The following is a 22,054-nucleotide window of genomic DNA, read 5'->3' as shown; positions in this document are numbered from 1 at the left end:
ACTCATCTGGGAGACCTCTTCGACAAATCGAATTTCAAAAATGTCAATGTTCTCTATGGTTCAAGTGAACCGAATTTATTTAATTTTTAACCCCGTCCATTTTTAGTGGACAGTAGTGATTAGCAATTAGTAATTAATTGGCAATTGCCCGATGACGAGGGCTATGCTGCGGCATTGCTTTTGCAATTCATCTCAAGATGATGCCTGTCTATGACCGGCGGCGATAGGTGTCGATCACTCCGATGGCTTCGGCGGGGGTGGCGGCCACTATGGCGGGGATGCGGCCGTCGCGCATGAAGTGCTGCTCCTGCATGCGGGCAAACATCTCAAGCAGGGGGTCGAAAAATCCGTCGACATTCACTATAACGACCGGCCCGCTGAAGAGTTTAAGCTGATGCCAGGTCATCATCTCACACAGCTCGTCGAGTGTGCCTATGCCTCCGGGGAGAGCTACGGCGGCACACGAGAGCGAGGCCATGGTGTGCTTGCGCACGTGCATGGAAGGCGTGTCGATACATTCTGTGAGTTTTTCGTGGGCCCATCCGCGCTCTATCATGAAGTGGGGTAGCACGCCGGTGATGTGTCCTCCGGCCGAGTGTGCTCCTTCGATTGTCGCGGCCATGAGTCCGCGGGCTCCTCCGCCGTTGACGAGCGTGTAGCCGCCTTGGGCTATCAGACGCCCCATCTCGCGCGCGGCTTCGAGATATTTCTCCGGCACACTCGATGACGAGGCACAATATACTGCTATTCCGTTCTTGTCTTCCATAAGGCTGCAAAGGTACTTATTTTATTTAACCTAAGCAATATTAGAGTTGGCCTGCGGCCAAAGGTTATGAGGTTATGAGGTTATAAGGTTAGCCTGCGGGGTATTTAGAGTTGGCCTGCGGCCAAAGGTTATAAGGTTATGAGGTTATAAGGTTAGCCTGCGGGGTAATTTTTGGGCTAATGGGGCGGATGGGGCAAATGAGGCGGATGGGGGGGACTGCAGGGGCACATGATATTAACTCTATAACCTTTGCCCGAAGGGCAACCATAACCTTATAATCTTTGGCCGCAGGCCAACTTTAACCTTATAACCTCATAACCTTATAACCTTTGCCCGTAGGGCAACTTTCGTGTGAAGCACGGGTATACGGGGTTGAGGGCGGTGTGCCATTCGGCGGCGGTGGCTGCGAAACTTGCTGCAAGCGAGGCGGCTACGTCGCGGGAGGAGTCTTGGGCCATCGAGGCCTGACACCAGTGATGAAGTGCCGTAAGGGCTACGGTCTGCTCCAGTGCGCGGCGTATCACGGTGTGGCGCGAGGTGGTGAATCCGGCCGGCGTAATCAGTTCGACTGACATCATAAAGTCTCGGGCTCCCGAGGTCTCGTCGCCGATGTTCACATCCGATACCAGCGGGCCGAGCTTCATGACCACCTCGACAAAGGCGTTGCGGATGATTTCGGCAATCATCCCGTCGCGGCCGCCACACAGCAGGGGCGCGAGCAGTGCCTTGTGCTCGGCTCCCGAGGCTATCGACTGGAGGGCGGCCATGGCATGGAGTGTGTTGACGATGACGTTGGCTGACAAGTGATAATTCATGGCTGACGTTGTTTTTTAAAGATTACGACACATTTCCTCCCTGCCTGCGGCTCTCAGACGCTGCACGAGCCGCAGGGCAGTAGTGGGAGCGATGAAAAACTCCGAGGCACTCTCGGAGGCGAGTACATTACACAGGGCTTCGGGCAGTCGGCATCCGTGACGCTCCATGTAGCGCGAACACTTGGCGTCAAGCTCTTCCCACATGTCGAGACGGCGGTCACGCTTCAGCCTGATGCGGCCGTGACGCAACACTCTGAGCATGCGCAGGGCATAGGTAAACGTACAATAATAATGTGGTGCGGGCGACTTGGCCGCCGCCATGGCCACACGCATGAGGTTGATTTCCTCGCCGGAAGGGAGGCTGCGCATGATGCGGCGACATGACTCGAGAAAATGACGGTTGCGGGTCTCAATCAGTGTTAGCATAATAGGATGGAATATAATATTAGGTATGGGCACAATTGTCATTGGCAAATTTACCACACTACATGGGCAAAACAACGACACATGCACGTAAAAAATTGTTAATCGACCGTAGCAAACGCTTTCTCGTCGCGGGCTGCCCTGAACGAATTGAACGTCTCGAAGATGTCGAGGAGAGCTATCGCCGAGTTCTGCACCTGCGACTCATAGAGCGAAGCCGACATGTTGCCGCCGATATTCTGCCCTTGCAGAGCCGTCGACACGCCCGAAATCTGCTGAAACATCTTCATCTCTATGTCAAGCAGCCGCGAGGCCCCCTCGCTATGGCCCGGAGCGGTAATCTCGACGGGCATATGCGAGGCTTTGGGGTTGACGGGTATCACCGCTCCGGGGCGTGACCAGAAGTCTATCACATTCTCGAGGCTTATGCCTGGCATAAGCGCGTCGTGGGGAAAGAGCAGCGCGCCCTTGGCACTGTGGGCCAATATCTGGTCGATGACCGATATGAGCTGGTTGATATGCTTCTGCTGGTCGACGACATCCTCGATAAACGGGTGCACCTCGCCGTCGGTGAGCGGATAGAGGTTGACCACAAACGGGTGAGAGCCGTGGACATAAGGCGAGACCGTCTCGTCGATAAGTGTGCCGTCGGGAGCGAAATAGCGTCCATGCCAGGCCCCGCCCGTGCGGCTGTCACTGTCAAAAGTCCACACTTCCACCACCCGGCAAAGCTGAGGGTCGGACGATGTGGCAAACGACACTTCCGAGCCGCCGGTCCCGAGCGAGGCCGCCACTCGGGCTATGTCGGGGCGCGAGGCCACAGCCCGGCTGTAGATCTGCGAGATGTCTTTCACGCGCCGGCGGCTGGAGTGGCCGAAACGCATCTTCATCTCAGCAAGCGACATCTCGTGAAGCATGCCGATAAGACGTATGTCGGAGCCGCGGGGGTCAAGATAGCGGTTGCAGAAGAAGCGGTCGGGGTTGACATTGTCGACCCACACCTGCGCTCCCTCAAAACGTCGTTCGTACGACACTTTCTGGATAGCGCAGCCCGAGATCAGAAACTCCTCGAGGGCGCGGGCATCGAGCTCTTCGAGACGGTTGGCCCTGGTCAGGCGGCTGACGGGCGAATCGGGGTCGGAGTCGCGCCCGGCTATCAGGCTCTGGCGGAAACGGCCCACCACGCTCTTGACCAGCGAGCGGATGAGATTGTTGGTGACCGGACGGCGGCCACACCGGCGGGCATACTCCTCGTCGGTAGTGGTCATGCCGTTGCGGTCGATACACTTGTCGGCCCACTGGCGGCCGTAGGTGTAGCCCTTGAGCCGGCGGCGCATGGTGCGGATGTCAGCACACGCCTCCCAGGCCTCGCGGGCACGGGTGAATACAGTAGTCATGGCTATTGCGGTTAAAAGGATGTTTTAACTCATTACATTGTCAATCAGAGCGAGGGCCGCCGAGTCAAATGCATACTCGTTGTCGCGCATCATGGCGCAGCGCAGCGACACCAGACGGTCTGACTCACAGGCCGGGTAGAGAGCCATCTCACCGTCGGGATACACTATGGCCACAGGATTGGCCTCACAGGCCCGGGTGTAGGGATGGAGCTGGCGCAAAGCCATGTTGCACTCGGGGTCGGTGACAATGGTGGCCGCGCGTCGCCAGCCCGAAAGCCTGACGCCGGTCACTCTCGCGACGTGGGGAGGAAGCGTGAGAGTGACACATCCGTCGGCCGGAGCAGAAAGGCTCACGTCGGCGGCCAGTTCTTCGGGAGCGAGCAGCGGCTCATCGCCCTCGAGCACAAGGCGACGATACCAGCCGTCCATCTCAGCCTCGAGACGGGCGTCAAAATCGAGTCCGTCAGAACGGCTGAGCGACACATCGTTACGCAGCGGAGCATATCCGCGCAACGCTCGCCAGCGTGACAGGAACTCCTGTCGTGACATTTTTAGTTTCATAAATCAAGTGATAAAATGAGTGTTGTTGATGGTGCGGGGGATGATTGGGTGTTGTGGATGCAAAGTTAACGCCGCCGAAAGCCACAAAAGGTGCGATAATGTCGCGCAAGAGTTTGAATAAACATCAAAAAAAACTACTTTTGCAAGGTTGTTTACTTGGCCTTCGGCCAAAGGTTATAAGGTTATGAGGTTATAAGGTTAACCTGCGGAGTAATTTTGAGCCAAATGGGGCGAATGGGCCCAATGAGGCGAATGTGCCGGTCAGGGACACCGTTATAATTTACATTATAATCCTATAACTTTGCCCGTAGGCCAGGCAATAACCCTTGCCTGAAGGTTAACCTCATAACCTTTGCCCAAAGGGCAAGTAATAACCTTATAACCTTTGCCCGAAGGGCAAGTAATAACCTCATAACCTTATAACCTTATAACCTTATAACCTTATAACCTTTGCCCGAAGGGCAAGTAATATGTATAGAGACAGAATATTGTCAGGTGGGAGCCTGACAGCCGACGAAGCCATGGAGCTCGTCAATCTTACCGACAGCAGCCGCAAAGAGCTGTATGACACGGCAGCCGAAATCACACGACATTTCGGCCCGCGCAAATTTGACTCCTGCTCCATCATCAACGCGCGTTCCGGCCGCTGCCCCGAGGACTGCAAATGGTGTGCCCAGTCGGCCCACTTCAACACCACCATCAACAGCTATCCCCTCGTGGAGCGCGAAGTGTGCATGGACATGGCCGCCTACAATCAGCGCGCCGGCATCGGACGGTTTTCGCTCGTGACCAGCGGACGCACAGTCAAAGGCGAAGCCCTCGACACCATCTGCTCCTACTACCGTCAGCTCAGCCGCGACACCGATATATATCTGTGTGCCTCGATGGGCCTGCTCGACGACGAAGCCATGGAGCGGCTGGCACAGGCCGGTGTAAAACGCTATCACTGCAACCTCGAGACAGCCGCAAGTTTCTTTCCCTCGCTGTGCTCCACCCACAGCCGCGAAGAGAAACTCGCCGCCATCGCCCGGGCCCGCCGGGCCGGCATGGAGATATGCTCGGGCGGCATCATAGGCATGGGCGAGACCATGAGACAGCGAGTGGAGTTTGCCCTCGAGTTGCGCGAAGTCAACCCCGTGAGCATCCCCCTCAACGTGCTCCAGCCCATCCCCGGCACACCGCTCGAACACATGCCGCCGCTCACCGACACCGAGATACTCGACACTGTGGCGATATTTCGTCTGGTGCATCCGCGCGTGATCATACGCTTTGCCGGAGGCCGCGCGCGCATCTCGCCCCATGCCCAGCGCGAAGCACTGCGCATAGGTGTCAACGGTGCCATAATGGGTGATCTTCTCACTACCATAGGAGCGCAGATAGAGCAGGACAAAACCATGATAAAAGAGTGCGGATATGACTTCTGACGACCGTAAACGTTACCGCGGCCACCTCTCGCTCTGCGAGATAGACCTGCCCGGACAGCAGCGCATAGCGCAGGGACGGGTGCTGATAGTCGGAGCCGGCGGCCTCGGCTCGCCCGTAGCCCTCTATCTGGCCGCAGCAGGAGTGGGCCATATAGCCGTGCTCGACCCCGACACTGTGAGTCTGAGCAATCTGCAGCGTCAGATTATCCACGGCACCCCCGACCTCGGACGTCACAAAGCACTCTCGGCGCGCGACGCCATGACCCGCATCAACCCGACGGTGACCGTCGAGCCCCTCACCGACAGCCTCACCCCCGGCAACGCCCGCGACATCATAGACCGCTATGACCTCGTGATCGACTGCACCGACAATCTCGACACCCGCCTGCTCATCAACGACACCTGTGAGGCGACAGGCAAGAGCTACGTATTCGGAGCCGTGCGCCGCTTTGAGGGTCAGGTGTTTACCCACACACCCGGCACCGCCTCCTATCGCGACATCTTCGGTTCGGAGCCGAGCGAGGGGGGCGACATCCCGTGTGCGGTCGACGGCGTGATGAACACCGTGGTGGGCGTCATCGGATGTCTCCAGGCCACCGAGGCCATAAAGTGGCTGGCCCACACCGGCGACCTCCTCACCGACCGGCTGCTCACCTTCGACGCCATCACCATGACTTTCAACACATTCCGACTCGGATGACAGCTCCACAGCCAAGCCCGATTAAGGAACTTTAACAGTCATATCCCCCCTATCCCGCCCATTTTCAGTAATTTTGCGCCCGGCAGACATAGAGTGTTACAACATCATAGTATCATGACACACACCAACAACCAATCGCCACGCGTAGAAATCGTAGGCAGTTTTCTCCCACCCGAGGAGCTTGAACAGGCCATAGAGCAGAAGTGTCAGGGCGTCATCACGCCCGACGAGCTTCATGCCGTAGAAGACCGCGTGATCGACCGGCTCATCGACCGCGAAATCGAGGCCGGACTCCACATCATCACCGACGGCGAGATGCGCCGCAAAGCCTGGGACCGCGACTTCTGGGAAGGACTCTCGGGCATGAGCCGCGAACGCATCGACACCGGATACGTCCATCAGGACGAAGTAGTGCGCCACGACCTGCTCCGCTTCAACGGACGCATAGCCTACAATCCCGAACACCCGTTTTTCGAGAAATACACCCACATGGTGGAGATAGCCGCCGGCCGTGCCGCCGTGCGCCAGACCATCCCGTCGCCGGGCGAGCTCTATATGCGTATCATGCTCGTGACCAACGGAGAGCCCGGCAAGGTGTATGAATCGCCCGCCACACTCATCGACGACATTGTCGAAGCCTACCGCAGCACCATCGATGAATTTTACCGCCTCGGATGCCGCCACATCCAGCTCGACAGTTCGGTGTGGGGACGTCTCAGCGACCCCGACTTCGAGCGCAGACTCCTGCTCGGAGGCATGGACCCCGATGTGATTACCGAGCAGCTTCTCGAGCTCATCAACCGCACCGTGGCCGGCCGTCCCGCCGACCTCGAAATCACCCTCAGCATCGCGGCCGACGAGACCCGCATACCCCGCTGGGGCGACGAGCGCGAGCTGCGCCACCTCACCCGCATGCTCACAGGTGTCGACGCCGACGCCTTCCTGCTCCCCTTCGACCTGCACAGCCCCGAGCACACCGAGGTCCTCAAGGCCCTGCCCGACGGCAAGCGTGCCATCCTCGGACTCGTCGACGGCAACATGTCGGGACTCGAGAGCGTCAACGATATCGTCGAGGCTGTCAGGACGGCTTCGCTCTACGTCGACCCCTCGCGCCTGTCAATAAGCCCGACATGCGGATTCAAGGTAGCCGACCGCGAGCGTCAGGGCCTCAACTATGAGTCGCAGTGGACCAAAATCGACCTGCTCAAACAGGCTGCCGCCATTCTGAGCATGTAGGCCGCTTCGCCGAAAAACTTAAAAAATCATGAAAAATGCACCGATATTGGTGCATTTTTTGTATCTTTGCTCATCATCCCGAGGTCAGAGCCGCAAATGCCGCCGGGTCGGAGGCATGGCTTGGATCCGAAGTTACAAAGAGAATGGGAGACCCACAACCTGCACATACAAGCACCTTTCCCACCCCCCTTTTGAAATAGACGGACTGACCTGTGCCCCCCGCCCCGGACAATGGGACGGGGAATGAAAGATATGTGCCCGACCGTTGATTCACCTTCCAATAACCATCCCCGCACAGTGAGCCGCTGGTACGCGCTCAAAGTATTCTACAACAAGGTTTTTGACCTGCGCGACACTCTTGCCGGGCGGGTTGACGACACATACATACCGGTGACCGTATCGGTCGTGGAGCGCGGCGGCGTGAAGAAGCGCGTGGAGCGGCCGCTCATATCGTCGCTGATGTTCATACGCGCCACCCCCGAGGCAGCCGCATCGCTCGGACCGGTCATCGAGGGAAAAGCCATGATATACACCTCCATGACCGCCGCCGGCCGACGCCCCGTGGCGATTCCCGACAGGGAGATGAACATATTCATGCTCGTGACATCGCGAGGCGAATGGGGTGTGGAATATATCGGCGACGACATGACCCGCTATCATTCGGGCGACCGCGTGAGAGTGATCGACGGACCGTTCAAAGGCTCCGAAGGACATATAGTCCGCATCAGAGGCGACCACCGTCTCGTAGTCACAATCGACGGACTCTGTGCGGTAGCCACAGGCTATATCCCACGCCCCTTCCTTCAGAAAATCTGACCCGACGGCTCTCTCTTCTCTCTCCACTCTCCCCCTCTCTTCTCCACACCTTACATATAAATACGACTACACAGTAGCTTGCGGCACGACGCGATGACATCGCGCCCCACCTTACGCCACACCACCGACATAACCGAAACACAGTGTAAAGCAACACATAACATGAAGACTACATTTCACACCTTCCAACGAATCTTCACATACGGAGCATTGATCCTATCGGGAATAATGACCTCCTGCGGGCCCGCCAAAGACATCATATATATCGAAGACCTGCAGCCCGAGGCAGAAATCACACTCCAGCCCGACGGCGAGCTGCGTCTGCAGCCGGGCGACCATGTATCGGTCAACGTGTACAGCCGCGACGAGGAGTTGGCCAAGATGTTCAACATCAACCTCGTCGGCACAAGTCTCCGCAACCAGGAGTCAAACTATTACACCGTCGACCCGCAGGGCAACATCGACTTTCCCATTCTCGGCAATCTCCAGGTGCAAGGCCTCACGCGCATGGAAGTGGCACAGCTCATAAAATACCGGCTGCTGTCAGGCCAGCTTCTGCGCGACCCCATTGTCACCGTACATTTCCCCGACATGGCCTTCTACGTAATAGGCGAGTCGGGCGTAGGCCGGCACGAATTTCCCTCTGACAAACTCAATCTTCTCGAAGCCATCTCTATCTCGGGTGACCTCCAGCTCTCGGGCAAACGCACCAACGTATTGGTGCTACGCACCGAGGGTGACAGACAGGTGCCCTATCGTGTGGACTTCACCAAGACCGACGACCTCTACGGCTCGCCGGCCTACTACGTGCGCCAGAACGACATGATATATGTCGAGCCAACCCAGGTCAAAGCCAACCAGAGCACCGCCCACGGCAACAACTATCTCACCATCGGCTTCTGGACATCAATGCTCTCCCTGGCCGCAACCCTCACAGTCCTGTTCACAAAGTAACTTGCTCTTCGAGCAAAGGTTATTACTTGCCCTTCGGGCAAAGGTTATAAGGTTATGAGGTTATAAGGTTAACCTCTTGACCATCGCGCTTTGCCCGACCAATTTGCAAGAATACCCCCGCAGATTAACCTCATAACCTCATAACCCCATAACCTTTGCCCGAAGGGCAAGTAATAACCTTATAACCTTTGCTCGAAGAGCAAGTAAAACCATGCAACGCAATCTTGACGACACCGCGCTCCACAACAGCGTAATAATCAACACCACCGTACCGTCCCGGCGGCATGCCCCCGAAGGCTTTGTCAAGCTCAAGGACACATTATTCATATGGCTCGGCTACTGGAAATGGTTTGTCATCGCACTCATCATAGCAGCCGCCGGCGCGTATTATTATCTCCAGTCCACACCATCCATCTATCGGGCCACAGCCTCGATTATGATCAAAGCCGACGAAAAATCGCTCAACAACGAAGACGTCATACGTCAGCTCGGACTCAAAAGCCCCGGCATAAACATCACCAACGAGATAATGTCGCTCAAGACCATAGGAGTCACACAAGAGATAGTGTCGCGTCTCGGCCTTGACACCGAGTGTTTCCACAAAGGAGCATTTCACGACGAACTCGCCTATGGCATCAACCTCCCCGTCAAAGTAAAGTTTACCGACATCGCCGAGTCGGACGACGCATCCATGCGCCTCGAACTGCAGGCCGACAGCACCGTGCGCATCTCCGACCTGCATCTCAACAACCGGCCGCTCGAAGGCACATTCACCTTCAAGCTCGGCAAGACAGTCAAGACCCCCATGGGCAAAATCTCGGTGCTCCCCTCGCTCAACTATGTGGGCGGCTCAAAAGACAACCTCCTGGTGATACGCCGGCCGCTGCGCGAGACTTGCAACGACATCAACGCCCGCATACAGGCCCGACAGCGCGACGCCAAGGCTTCGATAATCGACTTTTACTTCGACGACGTGTCGCGCACACGTGCCGAGGACATTCTCTCGACACTCATCAACGTCTACAACGAAAACTGGGTCAAAGACCGCAACCAGATCACCAACTCCACCACCGACTTTATCAAAGACCGACTCGCCATCATCGAGTCGGAGCTGGGCAATGTCGAGAGCAACATCTCCAGCTACAAGAGCCGTAACCTCATGCCCGACGTGGCTGCCGCAGGTGGCATGGCCTACAACCAGCTCAACGCGTCGCAGGAGGTGGGACGCGAGATACAAAACCAGATATCGATGACACGCTATCTGCGCAACTATCTCACCGACGGTCTACACGAAAAAGAACAGCTCCCCGTGAGCACCGGCATCAACAACTCGGGCATCGAGAGCCAGGTGTCGGCCTACAACGAACTGTTGCTGCAACGCAACAACCACCTGGCCGTCTCGTCAGAGCAAAATCCGCTCGTGATGGACATCGACCAGAAGCTCGCCACAATGAAAAACTCCATACTCGGAGCCATCGACAATGAGCTCACCATGCTCAACACCCGCCGCCAGACTGCCGGAGCAATGCAGTCGCAGGCCGCCGGAAAACTCGCCGCCAATCCCGAGCAGGCCCGCCACCTGCTGTCGTTTGAGCGTCAGCAGAAAGTCAAGGAGTCGCTCTACCTCTTCCTGCTCCAGAAACGCGAGGAAAACGAGCTCTCACAGGCATTCACAGCCTACAACACCCGCGTCATCGAGCATCCGAGCTCATCGCCCGACCCTGTGTCGCCCAACTATCCCTCCGTCATAATCATCGCACTCATCGCGGCCCTTGCCATCCCGGCATCGATTATCACCGTCAAGGAGGGATTCAACACCACGGTGCGCGGCCGCAAAGACCTCGAGTGTATCAACGCTCCCTTTGTCGGAGAGATACCCCTCGCCATGATGCGCAACACCACCAAGTCGGGACGCAAAGGCAAGAAGGTGGCCCGCGAGGTGACCGACAACAAGCTCCTGGTCATGCCCAAGAGCAAGACCATCATGAACGAGGCCTTCCGCGTGGTGCGCACCAATCTCGAGTTCATACTCGGATTTGACGAAGGCCACCACGTAGTGATGATGACATCCATGAATCCCGGTTCGGGCAAGACATTCATCACCGCCAATCTCTCCACCTCGCTCGCCATCAAAGGCAAAAAGACCATAGCCGTCGACCTTGACCTGCGCAGAGCCTCGCTGTCAAAATATGTCGACTCGCCCGAGATGGGTATATCCAACTATCTCTCGGGCCAGGTGCACGACTATCGCGAAGTCATCTGCCGGCTCGACCAGCTCGACGTGCTCCCCGTGGGCACCATCCCGCCCAATCCCACCGAACTGCTCTTCACCTCCCGCTTCACCGCACTCATGGAAGAGCTCAAGAAGAATTATGACTACGTGTTTATCGACTGTCCGCCCGTCGAGATAGTGGCCGACGCCGCCATCATAAGCCGCCATGCCGAGATGACAATCTTTGTAGTGAGGGCCCATCTGCTCGACCGCGCCTTCCTGCCCGACATACAGCGGTGGTATGAGGAGCGTCGTTTCCCCAATCTCTCGCTCCTGCTCAACGGCACCCGCGAGGAATTCTCCCACTTCGGCAGCAGCCGTTACGGCTATCACCGCTACGGCTACCACTACGGCCACTACGGGGATTATGCCGATGACTGACGTCATCTGAGTTGAAAGACTAAAGTTTAAAGTTTATGCATAGACCTGTCGCTTACATGTATGACTCTGACGTCCTAAAAATCTATGTATAAACTTTAACCCCACAGATTAAACTTTAAACTACCCCACGGCATGTACCGAGTAGCCCGTAACGCCATCTATCTCTACGCCCGCATGATTGTCAACATGCTTGTGGGCATATTTTCCGTGCGCATCATGCTCGATGCACTCGGTGTGGACGACTATGGACTACAGGCTGTGGCCGGCGGAGTGCTGGGCATGTTCACACTCATTGTCGAGGGGCTCGGCACCTCCACCTCACGCTACATCACCTATGAGCTCGGACGCGGCGACCCGCGCCGTCTCAACGACACCTTCTGCACGGCCATGCTCGTGTTTATCGCCATGGCCGCGGTCATAGTGGTGCTGGGCGAGACTGTCGGACTGTGGTTTCTGACCCACAAACTCAACATCCCGGCCGGACGCGAACATGCCGCCATGGTAGTGTTTCAACTCTCGGTGATAGGCGCGGCCGTCAACATACCCCAGGCCCCCTACTCGGCCGTGATGCTCGCCCACGAGAAATTCAACATCTCGGCCTATCTGAGCCTCTTCTCCTCCTTCGCGCGTCTGGGACTGCTCTACTATGTGGCGCAATCATCGCTCGACCACCTTATATTATATCAGTGCGGCATGTTTGCCATCAGCATGTCGACACTGCTCTTCTCACGCATCTACTGCACGCGTCACTTTCCCGAGTCACGGTTCAGGCTGCGCTTTGACAGCTCGCTCTTCCGCCCCATGCTCACGTTCTCGGTATGGGAGACTTTCGGAGCCATCAACCGCACGCTCAAAGGCACCGGCTATCAGATGGTGCTCAACATGTTTCACGGTGTCGCGCTCAACGCCGCCATCGGCATCGGCACCACCGTGTCGGGAGCGGTCACCGGTCTGTCATACACAGTCTCGGCCGCCTTCAAGCCCACTATCGTCAAGCTCTTCGCCGGCAACAACATCGACGGCATGAAGGCCTCGATTCACAACGCCACACTCATCTCGATGGTGCTCTACGGCATCTTCGCCATACCGTTGCTTGTCGAACTTGATTTCGTGATGAACCTGTGGCTCAACGACATACCGCCGCTTTCGCGCGAGCTGTGTGCCATACAGCTCATACTCAACACCATCCTTATGGCCTATCTCGTGTGTGCCGAGTCGCTCAAATCCATGGGCCACAACCGCGGTGTCAACATCCTGCAGCTTGTCGACGCTCTCGTGGCCATGAGTGCCGTCTTCGTGCTGCTCTATCTCCGCCGGCCCCCACTATGGGCATGCACCGCCTACAACCTCGGCCTCATTGTCAACCTCGCCCTCACCCTATGGCTGCTGATGCGCCACACAGGGCTGAAATTTGTGACGGGGATAATCGACAGAGCACTGATACGTGTATTGCTGACCGAACTCCTCGTCTATCTCATCCTCCAGTGGGTGCATGACCTCATGGGCCCCTCGTTCATCACCCTTGTCACAGTCTCGCTGATGTCCGTAATGCTCTTCTCGACCGCGACACTCCTGTGGATACTCCCGCCGGCCGTGTCGCGCGAACTCCTAAACCATCTCCTCGCCAAAACCGTTAAAATTAATGGATGGCTGAGAACAGGCAACTGAAACGCCTTTCAGCCGTCAACTCTCAACCCTCAATACCCCACAGATTGCGCATCCTCTTTGTGATAGACTCTTTACGCATGGGCGGTGCAGAGAAAAGCCTCGTCACCCTCCTCAATCTTCTCCCTGTCGCCGACATGGACATCGAGGTCATGCGCATGTCACCGGCCGGACGGCTCGAACCGCTGCTGCCTGCCGGCATCCGGCTGTCACGGATAAGCCTCCACCGGCCCGGGCTCATCGGACGCGCACGCTTCATGGCCGCAAGAGCCGCCATGTATCTCTCGCGCCGTTTTTCCACCACCCCGACACACCCCAACGACCGCTTCTGGCGATTCATGCGCCACTCAGTGCCACCACTCGAGCGGCAATATGACATAGCCGTCGCCTATCAGCAGGGATTTCCGACAGCCTTTGTGGCCACACGTGTCAATGCCCGGCGCAAGATAGCCTGGGTCAACGCCGACGTGGCCGCAGCCGGATATGACGCGCAGTTCAATCGGCCGTTCTATCGCGCCATGACCCATATAGTCACTGTCTCCGACACACTGCGCACCCTCTTCTGCTCACGCTATCCCTCACTCGCATCACGCGTCACAGCCATACCCGACATCGTCGACGCCCGAGCCATACGCCGGCTGGCGGAGGTGACACCATCGCCCTATCCCGACCGTGACGACGACCCCGCGAGGCCGCTGCGTCTGCTCACAGTGGCACGCATGGAGCACGTCAAGGGGCTCGACCTGGCCGTCGAGGCCGCCCGTCTGCTGCACGACTCCGGACTCGACTTTCACTGGCACTTCATTGGCGACGGCAACGAGCGCGCAGCCATAGCCTCACTCGTCAGCCGCCACAGCCTCTGTGACCGCATCACCCTCCACGGCACTGTCACCAACCCCTACCCGTGGATGCGCGGATGTGACATCTACATACAGCCGTCACGCCACGAAGGCTACGGCATAGCCATCGCCGAGGCCATGACACTATGCCGCCCCGTCATAGCCACCGACTTCGCGGTGGCCCACGACCACATCGACGGCTCCAACGGACTTATAGCCCCAATCTCACCCCGGGGCATAGCCGACGCCATAACGATGCTCGCCGAGCCCCGACGCCGCCGACAGATTACCGACCGGCTCATCAATACATATCACAACGACCTGACATCTCTTCAAAAAGTCACTGCAATCCTAACATCCTGACATGAAAATCTGCACCATTACCTGCCACAACGTAAACAACTTCGGGGCCTCGCTCCAGGCAACGGCCCTGTGTGAATATCTGCGCGGACTCGGCCACGACGCCCGCGTCATCGACTATATGCCCGTGCGCCGGCACAGCTCCCGTCGTTCGCGGCTGCGCACCATCCTCGAGTGGCCGCTCTTCAGACCCGTGGCCCGCCTCATTGACAACTATCGCGAATATCGACGCCGCGACCGCCGTCGCCGGTTTGCCTCCTATCTCTCCTCGCTGCCCCTCACCGGCCGCTACACCTCGCTCTGCCAGCTACGTGACAATCCGCCACAGGCCGACCTCTACATAGCCGGCAGCGACCAGATATGGAATCCCCGCCTTGCCAACGGGCGCGACCCGGCCTTCTATCTCCTCTTCGGCCCCGCCTCGGTGCGCCGCGCCTCCTATGCCGCAAGTTTCGCCTCAGGACGGCTCCCGGTCGACAGCTTCCACAACATGCAGTCGCGGCTGTCACACCTCGACCATATATCGGTGCGCGAGTCGAGCGGACTCGACATACTCTCGTCACTCGGTTATGAGGGGCGTCAGGTGGTCGACCCCGTGTTTCTGCTCCCGCGCTCCTACTGGGACACCGCGGCCGACAGCAGCGAGATACACCACAAGGGCGACTACATACTGCTCTACGGCTTCGATGCCGGTTCGCTCATCATGGACACGGCCCGACGCCTCTCCAAAGAGACGGGACTCCCCGTCATCTCCATATCGCCCTGTCCTGTCAAGGGGGTGAAGAAAAACTACTGCAACGCCGGACCGCTCGAATTTCTCGCGCTCGTGCGCGGGGCCTCGGCCGTGCTCACCGAGTCGTTTCACGCGCTGGCTTTCGCCATGATATTCCATGTGCCCTTCTACGCCTTCCGCCGCAGCGAGAATCTCAACGCACGCATCACCGACTTTCTCGCCACCCTCGGCCTCTCGCGCCGCCTCATCACCTCCGAGGCCGTCACGCTCCCGCCGCTCGACATGGATTTTACCGTGCCCGACACCCTGCTCTCCAACATGCGTGACTCCTCGGTCGATTATCTTGACCATATAACCTCACAAGCCGTATGAACAAACCGCGGGTCCTCATAGCCATGCATTATCTCCACCTGGGCGGAGCCGAGACAGCACTCATAGGGCTGCTCCACGCCTGGGATTACGAGCGTGCCGATGTCGACCTGTTTCTCTACGCCCGACGCGGCGAACTGTTGTCCGAGCTGCCCCCGGAGGTCAATCTGCTGCCCGAGCTGGCTGACTACCGCGCCATCGAGTCGCCCGTCACCGAAGCCCTGCGCAGCGGACGCCTGGGTGTGGTCTACGGACGTATGCGCGCCCGGCAGTATTACCGCAAGAGCCGCCACCGCGACGCCATCTTCGACCTGGTGGGCCGACACGTCACACAGTTTCTCCCCCCTATGAGCACGGCCTCCTACGACCTTGCCATCTCGTTTATCGCACCTCATCATCCGGTGCTCTACAAGGTCGACGCCCGACGCAAGATATGCTGGATACACACCGACTATTCCTATCTCGACATCGACGCCGAGGCCGAACACGACACATGGGGAGCCTATGACAACATCATATCCATCTCGCCGGCCGTCACCGAAGGCTTCTGCTCTAAGTTTCCGGGGCTGCGCGACAGGATTATCGAGGTGGAAAACGTCATCCCCGCCGACCTCATCCGCCGCAGGGCCGAGGAGTATATACCAGCCGAGTTCAACGACAACAACTTCAACATACTCTCGGTGGGCCGCTTCAGCCACCAGAAAAATTTTGACAACGTGCCCGACATCATGCGCCGGCTCATCGACCTCACCGGCCGCACCGACCTCCACTGGCACATCATCGGCTACGGGGCCGACGAGCGGCTCATCAGCGACCGCATAGCCGAAGCCGGGATGGAGAGCCGTGTCAACCTGCTGGGCAAACGCGACAATCCCTATCCCTACATGGCCGCGTGTGACCTCTACATACAGCCTTCGCGCTATGAAGGCAAATCAATAGCCGTGCGCGAGGCCCAGATGCTGGGCCGCCCGGTCATCATCACCGACTATGCCACGGCCCGCTCGCAGGTCGACAACGGCACCGACGGCCTCATCGTGCCGCTCGACAACGCCTCGTGTGCCCGAGCCATAGCCGACGCACTGTCATCGCCCGGCCTTCTGACCGGCCTCGCCTCGGCCACAGCCACCCGCGACTACACACTCAGCCACGAAGTGCAAAAACTCTACCGACTACTCTGAAACAATCGGCAATACACAACCCGAAACCTGCATACATCACATTAATCCAATGGACTCGCCCACACAATCCGCGGCACCCACACGTCAATACTGGATAGACATCCTGCGCACATTTGCGTGTATCTGTGTAATTACAATCCACACCCCGTTGCCTGAAAAATACGGCGGCGAACCGTTGGACCCTGCATGTTTCTTTTATCTGAGATCGGGAGCATCAGTCCTTTTCTTCATGATTTCGGGAGCTTTGATTCTTGACAGACCACGCCGGCTGATACCGTTCATGAAAACGCGGCTTCTGCATATAGGAGTGCCCTTAGTCATCTGGGGGCTGCTGGCATTCGCCCTTAGCATATATAAATACGACTACACATCGGTAGGAATTGTCTTAGATATGGTGTCCATGCCCTTTATCGACGTGATACGCAACCAATATTGGTTCATATACACGCTCATGGGCATATATCTGATGACACCGATGCTCTCGACATGGCTCAACTCATGCAGCCGACGCGAGTGCGAGATACTCCTGGGCGCATGGATGCTGACGCTGTGCATACCCTATGCGGCCATCGTGCTGCCACAGTTAAACAGAGTGTCAGAGATCGACGGAATGTTGTACTACTTCACAGGATATGCCGGATATGCCGTCCTGGGCTTCTATCTGCGACGCTATGTCTCAATCACGAAAATAACACCAGCCATGGTCACCGCTGTACTGCTCATCGTTTCGGTCACATGGCTGTTATCCGAATATGTACCGTCAGTCCACACTGTGCTGCTCTCCCGCACAAACATATGCACCGCGCTGATGGCGTCGACCTATTTTCTTCTTATCAAAAGTATTTCCGTCTCTGAAAGGACAGGAAAGATATTCTATAATTTCGCCAATCATTCGTTCGGCATATATCTGATACATAATTTTGTCATTTCCGAGCTTTTATGGCCCCAGACAATAAGGTTGGCCTTGCATCCGGCCGTCAGCATACCTGTCTCAGCCATAATCACCATAATAATATCTTATATGACGGTCTCAGCCCTGTCTCGTCTCCCTTTGAGCAAATACACCGTCAGCCACACAGCCCCTGAGCGGAAATTTCGCCTTAGACTCTCGTTGAAATAATGTCATTTGACAACAACACCATACATTACTGCTGGTTTGGCGGGAATCCGCTGCCCGGGAGTGCGCGCAGATGCATAGAGTCGTGGCGCAGACACTTCCCGGGATGGGAAATCAAGGAGTGGAACGAGTCAAACTATGACCTCAACGCCATACTCTACACCCGCCAGGCCGCCTCACGGGGCAAATGGGCCTTTGTGAGCGACTATGCGCGGTTTGACATCCTCTATCGCGAAGGGGGCGTGTATTTCGACACCGATGTCGAGGTAATAGCCCCGTTTGACGACATCATAGCCCGCGGCGCGTTCATGGGCTGGGAACAAAGCCCTGTCGGTGTCGGCGTAAACTCGGGACTCGGCATAGGCGCGCCCGCCGGGCTGCCGCTCTATCGCGAAATCCTCGACCGCTACGCGTCCATGCCCTATCTCGGCACAGACGGACATCCGCTGCCGGGCACGGTGGTCAGGCATGTCACCGACCTGCTCCTCGGCCACGGCCTCAGGCTTGAAGACACCATGCAGACAGTGGCCGGAGTCACCATATATCCTCACGATTATTTCAATCCTCTCGACGACGCCACAGGCCGACTGACCCTTACGGACAACACCCGCAGCATACACCGCTATGACAAGACGTGGTGTGACGACTACGGCCCCGCCCGCATACGCCTCACCCGTCTCCTCCACCGCGTCATAGGCACATCGCTGTCGTTGCGGTTAAAGAAACTACTGCGGCTTTAAGAGGGTGCTCAATATCATATATCGCATATATCTCCGTTTATATCTTATCCGGCCCGACATTTTTTCAGGACAATGCCACCTATTACCCTACATATATTTCTCATAGTCACCGCCGTGCTGGTGGTGCCCTACTCGCTCATGCTCATGAACACCGGCGGCGACACACTGGCCGTGGGCGAGAAAAACAAGGGCGACTACCTGTGGTCGCTGCTGCTGAGCATACTCCTGGCCCTGTGGATAGGCACCCGTCCCACCGACGCTATCGGCATGGGCTATGGCGACTCGGTCAACTATGCCCGCACCTATGAACTCATGGCCGCTAACGACCTGTCGCTGTCGACCGCCGTGTTTGGCTCGGAATGGCTGTGGCAACTGATGATGATCGTCTGCATACAATGCTCGCTCGATGTCTCGTCATTTTTCCTCATCGTAGCTGTCGGATATGTCATGACGGCCACTTGGGCCATGAAAAAGATACTCCCTACGCGGCCCTATCTGGGATTTCTGTTTCTCATTTCGTCGCTGATGTATTACTCATTCAGCGTCAACGGTCTGCGCAACGGTCTGGCGTGTCACATGATACTCCTTGCCCTGGCATTTTTCATGGACGACCGATGGAGCGTGGCCGCACTCATAGCTTTTCTCGCCATCGGAGTCCACCGCTCGGTGCTGCTCCCCATAGTCGCGGCCCTTGTGGCATGGAAGCTCATCCGCGAGCCTCGCTACGCCATATATTTCTGGCTGCTGTGCATAGTGCTGTCGCTATATGGCGGAGACCTGTTCATGAACTTTTTCGCCTCGTTCGGCTATGACGACCGCATGTCCACCTACACCTCGGGCGATCTGGCCGACCACCGCGACATGTTCTCGGCCACGGGATTCCGCTGGGACTTTCTCGCCTACAGTGCCGTCCCCATAGCCCTTACATGGCTGGTGAATATACTGAGAAAGAAACGCGACGGATGGTTTAACATCATCTCGGTGACCTACATATTGTGCAACGCCTTCTGGGTGCTGGTCATACGCGCCGAGTATTCCAACCGCTTCGCCTATCTCTCATGGTTTCTCTATCCTGTGGTCATATCCTATCCCCTCTGCAACATGAAGGCCTGGCGCAACCAGAACCATGTGGCCGGCCTGACGCTGCTGCTGTATTTCTCGTTCACGTTTATAATGGACACATTATATTGGGGGGGGTAATTAATTGGTATTCACCCGAATGAGCCTAAACAAAAAAACGACATTCATGAAGACACTCACTGTTTTCACTCCGACATACAACCGCGCCCATCTGCTGCGCCGTCTCTATGAGAGCCTTGTCACGCAGTCGTGTCAGGATTTCGAGTGGCTCGTCATCGACGACGGGTCCACCGACTTCACACGTCAGCTTGTCGAGAGCTTCATCGCCGAGGGACGCATACCCGTCAGATACATTTATAAGGAAAACGGCGGTCTCTACACCGGCTACAACGTGGCCTATGCCAACATCGCCACCGAGCTGTGTGTATGCATCGACTCTGACGACTTCATGCCCGACGACGCCGTGGAAATCATCGTCAGCACATGGCGCGAAAAAGGTTCCGACCGCCTGGCCGGACTCATCGGACTCGACTGTTACCTCGACTCCATGCAGCCCATCGGAGGACGGTTTCCCGAGAGACTCGGAGAGGTGTATTTTCTCGACCTGTATACCCGCAATATCCATCGCGGCGACTCCAAAGTGGTGACCCGCACCGAACTGATGCGCTCCGTGGCTCCGATGACGGGCTATGCGGGCGAGAAGAATTTCAATCCCGTCTACATGCTGCTCCAGGTGGCGGACAATTATCCGTTTATCGCGGTCAACGAATGTCTGTGCATCGTGGACTATCAACTGGGGGCCGACAGCATGTCGGAAAACATCTACCGCCAGTATGTCGACTCGCCCCGCAGCTTTGCCAAGCTGCGCCGGCTGGAAATGACACTCCGACGCTCCACGTGGAACAATAATCTGCGCTGTGCCGTCCATTATGTATCGAGCTGTATCCTCGCCGGCGATAAAGACTGGCTGGGCAGCTCCCCGAGAAAAGTGCTCACCCTTATGGCCGCCATCCCCGGATGGATGCTCGCCGGATATATCCGACACAAGGTAAGACAACTGTGACCTATTCGGTGGCCATACGCACACTGGCTCTATCGCCCGACTCTCTCAGGAAAGTGCTCCAAGGAGTATTCTCCCAGACAATCCTGCCCGAAAAGGTGGTCGTATACATCGCCCGCAACTACGCGATACCGTCATGGAGGGTCGGATATGAGCAGTATGTGTATACCGACAAGGGCATGATGAGCCAGCGGGCCTTACCCTACACCGAACTGACTTCCGACTACATCCTCATGCTCGACGATGACCTTGTGCTCGCTCCGGCTACCGCCTCACGGCTGCTCGCGACCGCCGACACGGAACACACCGACCTGCTTGGGGCCGATGTGTTTCAGAATCATCTGCTGCCCGTAACCGCCCGGCTGACCGCGGCCGTGAGCTCACTGGTCATGCCACACTACCGACATGACAAGGCTTTCCGACTCAGGCGTGACGGTGCATTCTCCTACATAGCGCGTCCGCGACGGCAGTATTACAGCTCCGACACATGCTGCGGTCCGCTCATGCTCTGGCGCAGAGAGTCTTTTCTCAGGCTTCATGCCGAGGACGAGAAATGGATTGACACGTTGGGATATGCTTATGGCGAGGACGCGCTGCTCTCCTACAAGGCCACAGCCAACGGGATGAAAGCAGGCATAGACTTCCGCGCCGAAGTGACCAATCTTGACTCGCGCACATCGTCTGACCGATATCGCAACGACCCGCAACGGCTGTACATACGCGCCAAAGCCATGTTTATCACCTGGTGGCGCATGTGTTACAAGCCTCATGGCAATCACCGCCGCGGAGCCTCCGGGGCTCTCTTCGGGGGTGTGCTTAAATATATGTGGCTGACACCCGTGATGCTGGCCTTCTCGGCTGTGACATTCTCCACAACACCGATCAGGGCATATCTCCGAGGTCTCAGAGACGGTTACCGATATGTCCGTTCCGACATATACCTCTCCATCCCGCCATATATCTTCCGATAATTACGCCTCCATCCTCAGCACAGGTAACAAGATGTCTTTCAGACATCACCTTTACACATCCTTAATTCCGTATGCATCTCGAGGTTGTTGCAGAACTATTTCTCAAAAAAAATAGCAAAAGCCTCAACTTTCACAAGCTGAGGCTTTTTTATGTCCATAAAGTTTTGTAACTTTATGGTATTCAAAACTATTGAATA

Annotated in this window: 20 protein-coding genes; 15 read left to right on the top strand and 5 right to left on the bottom strand. The window is 57.0% G+C overall.

Translation table 11 applies throughout. From position 1 onward, the window contains the following. Positions 1 to 208 precede the first annotated feature (208 nt). The 5 genes from QGT73_RS13710 to QGT73_RS13690 form a co-directional block, all read right to left on the bottom strand. Complete coding sequence (locus QGT73_RS13710) at positions 209 to 766, bottom strand: LOG family protein (RefSeq protein ID WP_280122805.1); 558 nt, start codon at positions 764 to 766, stop codon at positions 209 to 211. Positions 767 to 1,086: 320 nt separating this feature from the next. Next, on the bottom strand, positions 1,087 to 1,581 hold the full coding sequence (locus QGT73_RS13705) for a hypothetical protein (protein WP_280122804.1): 495 nt from the start codon (positions 1,579 to 1,581) through the stop codon (positions 1,087 to 1,089). 15 nt (positions 1,582 to 1,596) lie between these two features. Then, complete coding sequence (locus QGT73_RS13700; RefSeq protein WP_280122803.1) at positions 1,597 to 2,007, bottom strand: hypothetical protein; 411 nt, start codon at positions 2,005 to 2,007, stop codon at positions 1,597 to 1,599. Positions 2,008 to 2,105: 98 nt separating this feature from the next. After that, positions 2,106 to 3,401: a portal protein gene (locus QGT73_RS13695; protein WP_280122802.1), complete on the bottom strand. Its 1,296-nt coding sequence runs from the start codon at positions 3,399 to 3,401 to the stop codon at positions 2,106 to 2,108. Positions 3,402 to 3,425: 24 nt separating this feature from the next. After that, on the bottom strand, positions 3,426 to 3,962 hold the full coding sequence (locus QGT73_RS13690) for a hypothetical protein (protein WP_280122801.1): 537 nt from the start codon (positions 3,960 to 3,962) through the stop codon (positions 3,426 to 3,428). Positions 3,963 to 4,432: 470 nt separating this feature from the next. On the opposite strand from QGT73_RS13690, the gene bioB reads away from it, so the two are divergent. The 15 genes from bioB to QGT73_RS13615 all read left to right on the top strand — a co-directional run bounded on the left by bioB (position 4,433) and on the right by QGT73_RS13615 (position 21,857). After that, positions 4,433 to 5,386 carry a biotin synthase BioB gene (gene bioB / locus QGT73_RS13685; RefSeq protein WP_280122800.1) on the top strand — a complete coding sequence of 318 codons (954 nt, stop codon included), beginning with the start codon at positions 4,433 to 4,435 and terminating at the stop codon, positions 5,384 to 5,386. Beyond that, positions 5,376 to 6,086, top strand: coding sequence for a HesA/MoeB/ThiF family protein (locus QGT73_RS13680; protein ID WP_280122799.1), 711 nt, complete (start codon positions 5,376 to 5,378; stop codon positions 6,084 to 6,086). The genes bioB and QGT73_RS13680 overlap by 11 nt, the downstream gene beginning before the upstream one ends. 114 nt (positions 6,087 to 6,200) lie before the next feature. Further along, positions 6,201 to 7,322, top strand: coding sequence for a uroporphyrinogen decarboxylase/cobalamine-independent methonine synthase family protein (locus QGT73_RS13675; protein WP_280122798.1), 1,122 nt, complete (start codon positions 6,201 to 6,203; stop codon positions 7,320 to 7,322). Between the two features lie 243 nt (positions 7,323 to 7,565). Beyond that, complete coding sequence (locus QGT73_RS13670) at positions 7,566 to 8,138, top strand: UpxY family transcription antiterminator (protein WP_280122797.1); 573 nt, start codon at positions 7,566 to 7,568, stop codon at positions 8,136 to 8,138. A 162-nt stretch (positions 8,139 to 8,300) separates the two neighbouring features. Continuing rightward, on the top strand, positions 8,301 to 9,092 hold the full coding sequence (locus QGT73_RS13665; protein ID WP_280122796.1) for a polysaccharide biosynthesis/export family protein: 792 nt from the start codon (positions 8,301 to 8,303) through the stop codon (positions 9,090 to 9,092). A gap of 211 nt (positions 9,093 to 9,303) precedes the next feature. Next, the gene (locus QGT73_RS13660) at positions 9,304 to 11,745 is read left to right on the top strand and encodes a polysaccharide biosynthesis tyrosine autokinase (RefSeq protein WP_280122795.1); all 2,442 of its coding nucleotides are present in this window, start codon (positions 9,304 to 9,306) and stop codon (positions 11,743 to 11,745) included. Positions 11,746 to 11,877: 132 nt separating this feature from the next. After that, positions 11,878 to 13,413, top strand: a complete 1,536-nt coding sequence (locus tag QGT73_RS13655) for an MATE family efflux transporter (protein WP_280122794.1) — start codon at positions 11,878 to 11,880, stop codon at positions 13,411 to 13,413. Next, entirely contained in the window at positions 13,392 to 14,612 is a 1,221-nt protein-coding gene (locus tag QGT73_RS13650) for a glycosyltransferase (protein ID WP_280122793.1), read from the top strand. The genes QGT73_RS13655 and QGT73_RS13650 overlap by 22 nt, the downstream gene beginning before the upstream one ends. Before the next feature lies 1 nt (position 14,613). Continuing rightward, positions 14,614 to 15,714 (top strand): polysaccharide pyruvyl transferase family protein, encoded by a 1,101-nt coding sequence (locus QGT73_RS13645; protein ID WP_280122792.1) that lies wholly within the window; start codon positions 14,614 to 14,616, stop codon positions 15,712 to 15,714. Next, entirely contained in the window at positions 15,711 to 16,889 is a 1,179-nt protein-coding gene (locus QGT73_RS13640) for a glycosyltransferase (RefSeq protein WP_280122791.1), read from the top strand. The genes QGT73_RS13645 and QGT73_RS13640 overlap by 4 nt, the downstream gene beginning before the upstream one ends. A 49-nt stretch (positions 16,890 to 16,938) precedes the next feature. Next, on the top strand, positions 16,939 to 18,009 hold the full coding sequence (locus QGT73_RS13635) for an acyltransferase (RefSeq protein ID WP_280122790.1): 1,071 nt from the start codon (positions 16,939 to 16,941) through the stop codon (positions 18,007 to 18,009). Beyond that, complete coding sequence (locus tag QGT73_RS13630) at positions 18,009 to 18,746, top strand: glycosyltransferase family 32 protein (protein ID WP_280122789.1); 738 nt, start codon at positions 18,009 to 18,011, stop codon at positions 18,744 to 18,746. Before QGT73_RS13635 ends, QGT73_RS13630 begins: the two co-directional genes overlap by 1 nt. A 72-nt stretch (positions 18,747 to 18,818) precedes the next feature. Further along, positions 18,819 to 19,946: an EpsG family protein gene (locus QGT73_RS13625; protein ID WP_280122788.1), complete on the top strand. Its 1,128-nt coding sequence runs from the start codon at positions 18,819 to 18,821 to the stop codon at positions 19,944 to 19,946. Positions 19,947 to 19,992: 46 nt separating this feature from the next. Beyond that, on the top strand, positions 19,993 to 20,889 hold the full coding sequence (locus tag QGT73_RS13620) for a glycosyltransferase family A protein (protein WP_280122787.1): 897 nt from the start codon (positions 19,993 to 19,995) through the stop codon (positions 20,887 to 20,889). Continuing rightward, the gene (locus QGT73_RS13615; RefSeq protein ID WP_280122786.1) at positions 20,844 to 21,857 is read left to right on the top strand and encodes a hypothetical protein; all 1,014 of its coding nucleotides are present in this window, start codon (positions 20,844 to 20,846) and stop codon (positions 21,855 to 21,857) included. Before QGT73_RS13620 ends, QGT73_RS13615 begins: the two co-directional genes overlap by 46 nt. Positions 21,858 to 22,054: the final 197 nt, after the last annotated feature.

It is taken from the genome of Duncaniella muricolitica, assembly GCF_910574735.1.
Taxonomy (GTDB): domain Bacteria; phylum Bacteroidota; class Bacteroidia; order Bacteroidales; family Muribaculaceae; genus Duncaniella; species Duncaniella muricolitica.
This window is presented reverse-complemented; position numbering and strand designations above follow the sequence as displayed.

What these genes read in the sequence shown, in the direction of transcription:
- QGT73_RS13710 (WP_280122805.1), bottom strand. Translation starts at nt 766, where the DNA reads ATGGAAGACAAGAACGGAATAGCAGTATATTGTGCCTCGTCATCGAGT.
- QGT73_RS13705 (WP_280122804.1), bottom strand. Translation starts at nt 1,581, where the DNA reads ATGAATTATCACTTGTCAGCCAACGTCATCGTCAACACACTCCATGCC.
- QGT73_RS13700 (WP_280122803.1), bottom strand. Translation starts at nt 2,007, where the DNA reads ATGCTAACACTGATTGAGACCCGCAACCGTCATTTTCTCGAGTCATGT.
- QGT73_RS13695 (WP_280122802.1), bottom strand. Translation starts at nt 3,401, where the DNA reads ATGACTACTGTATTCACCCGTGCCCGCGAGGCCTGGGAGGCGTGTGCT.
- QGT73_RS13690 (WP_280122801.1), bottom strand. Translation starts at nt 3,962, where the DNA reads ATGAAACTAAAAATGTCACGACAGGAGTTCCTGTCACGCTGGCGAGCG.
- bioB (WP_280122800.1), top strand. Translation starts at nt 4,433, where the DNA reads ATGTATAGAGACAGAATATTGTCAGGTGGGAGCCTGACAGCCGACGAA.
- QGT73_RS13680 (WP_280122799.1), top strand. Translation starts at nt 5,376, where the DNA reads ATGACTTCTGACGACCGTAAACGTTACCGCGGCCACCTCTCGCTCTGC.
- QGT73_RS13675 (WP_280122798.1), top strand. Translation starts at nt 6,201, where the DNA reads ATGACACACACCAACAACCAATCGCCACGCGTAGAAATCGTAGGCAGT.
- QGT73_RS13670 (WP_280122797.1), top strand. Translation starts at nt 7,566, where the DNA reads ATGAAAGATATGTGCCCGACCGTTGATTCACCTTCCAATAACCATCCC.
- QGT73_RS13665 (WP_280122796.1), top strand. Translation starts at nt 8,301, where the DNA reads ATGAAGACTACATTTCACACCTTCCAACGAATCTTCACATACGGAGCA.
- QGT73_RS13660 (WP_280122795.1), top strand. Translation starts at nt 9,304, where the DNA reads ATGCAACGCAATCTTGACGACACCGCGCTCCACAACAGCGTAATAATC.
- QGT73_RS13655 (WP_280122794.1), top strand. Translation starts at nt 11,878, where the DNA reads ATGTACCGAGTAGCCCGTAACGCCATCTATCTCTACGCCCGCATGATT.
- QGT73_RS13650 (WP_280122793.1), top strand. Translation starts at nt 13,392, where the DNA reads ATGGCTGAGAACAGGCAACTGAAACGCCTTTCAGCCGTCAACTCTCAA.
- QGT73_RS13645 (WP_280122792.1), top strand. Translation starts at nt 14,614, where the DNA reads ATGAAAATCTGCACCATTACCTGCCACAACGTAAACAACTTCGGGGCC.
- QGT73_RS13640 (WP_280122791.1), top strand. Translation starts at nt 15,711, where the DNA reads ATGAACAAACCGCGGGTCCTCATAGCCATGCATTATCTCCACCTGGGC.
- QGT73_RS13635 (WP_280122790.1), top strand. Translation starts at nt 16,939, where the DNA reads ATGGACTCGCCCACACAATCCGCGGCACCCACACGTCAATACTGGATA.
- QGT73_RS13630 (WP_280122789.1), top strand. Translation starts at nt 18,009, where the DNA reads ATGTCATTTGACAACAACACCATACATTACTGCTGGTTTGGCGGGAAT.
- QGT73_RS13625 (WP_280122788.1), top strand. Translation starts at nt 18,819, where the DNA reads ATGCCACCTATTACCCTACATATATTTCTCATAGTCACCGCCGTGCTG.
- QGT73_RS13620 (WP_280122787.1), top strand. Translation starts at nt 19,993, where the DNA reads ATGAAGACACTCACTGTTTTCACTCCGACATACAACCGCGCCCATCTG.
- QGT73_RS13615 (WP_280122786.1), top strand. Translation starts at nt 20,844, where the DNA reads ATGGATGCTCGCCGGATATATCCGACACAAGGTAAGACAACTGTGACC.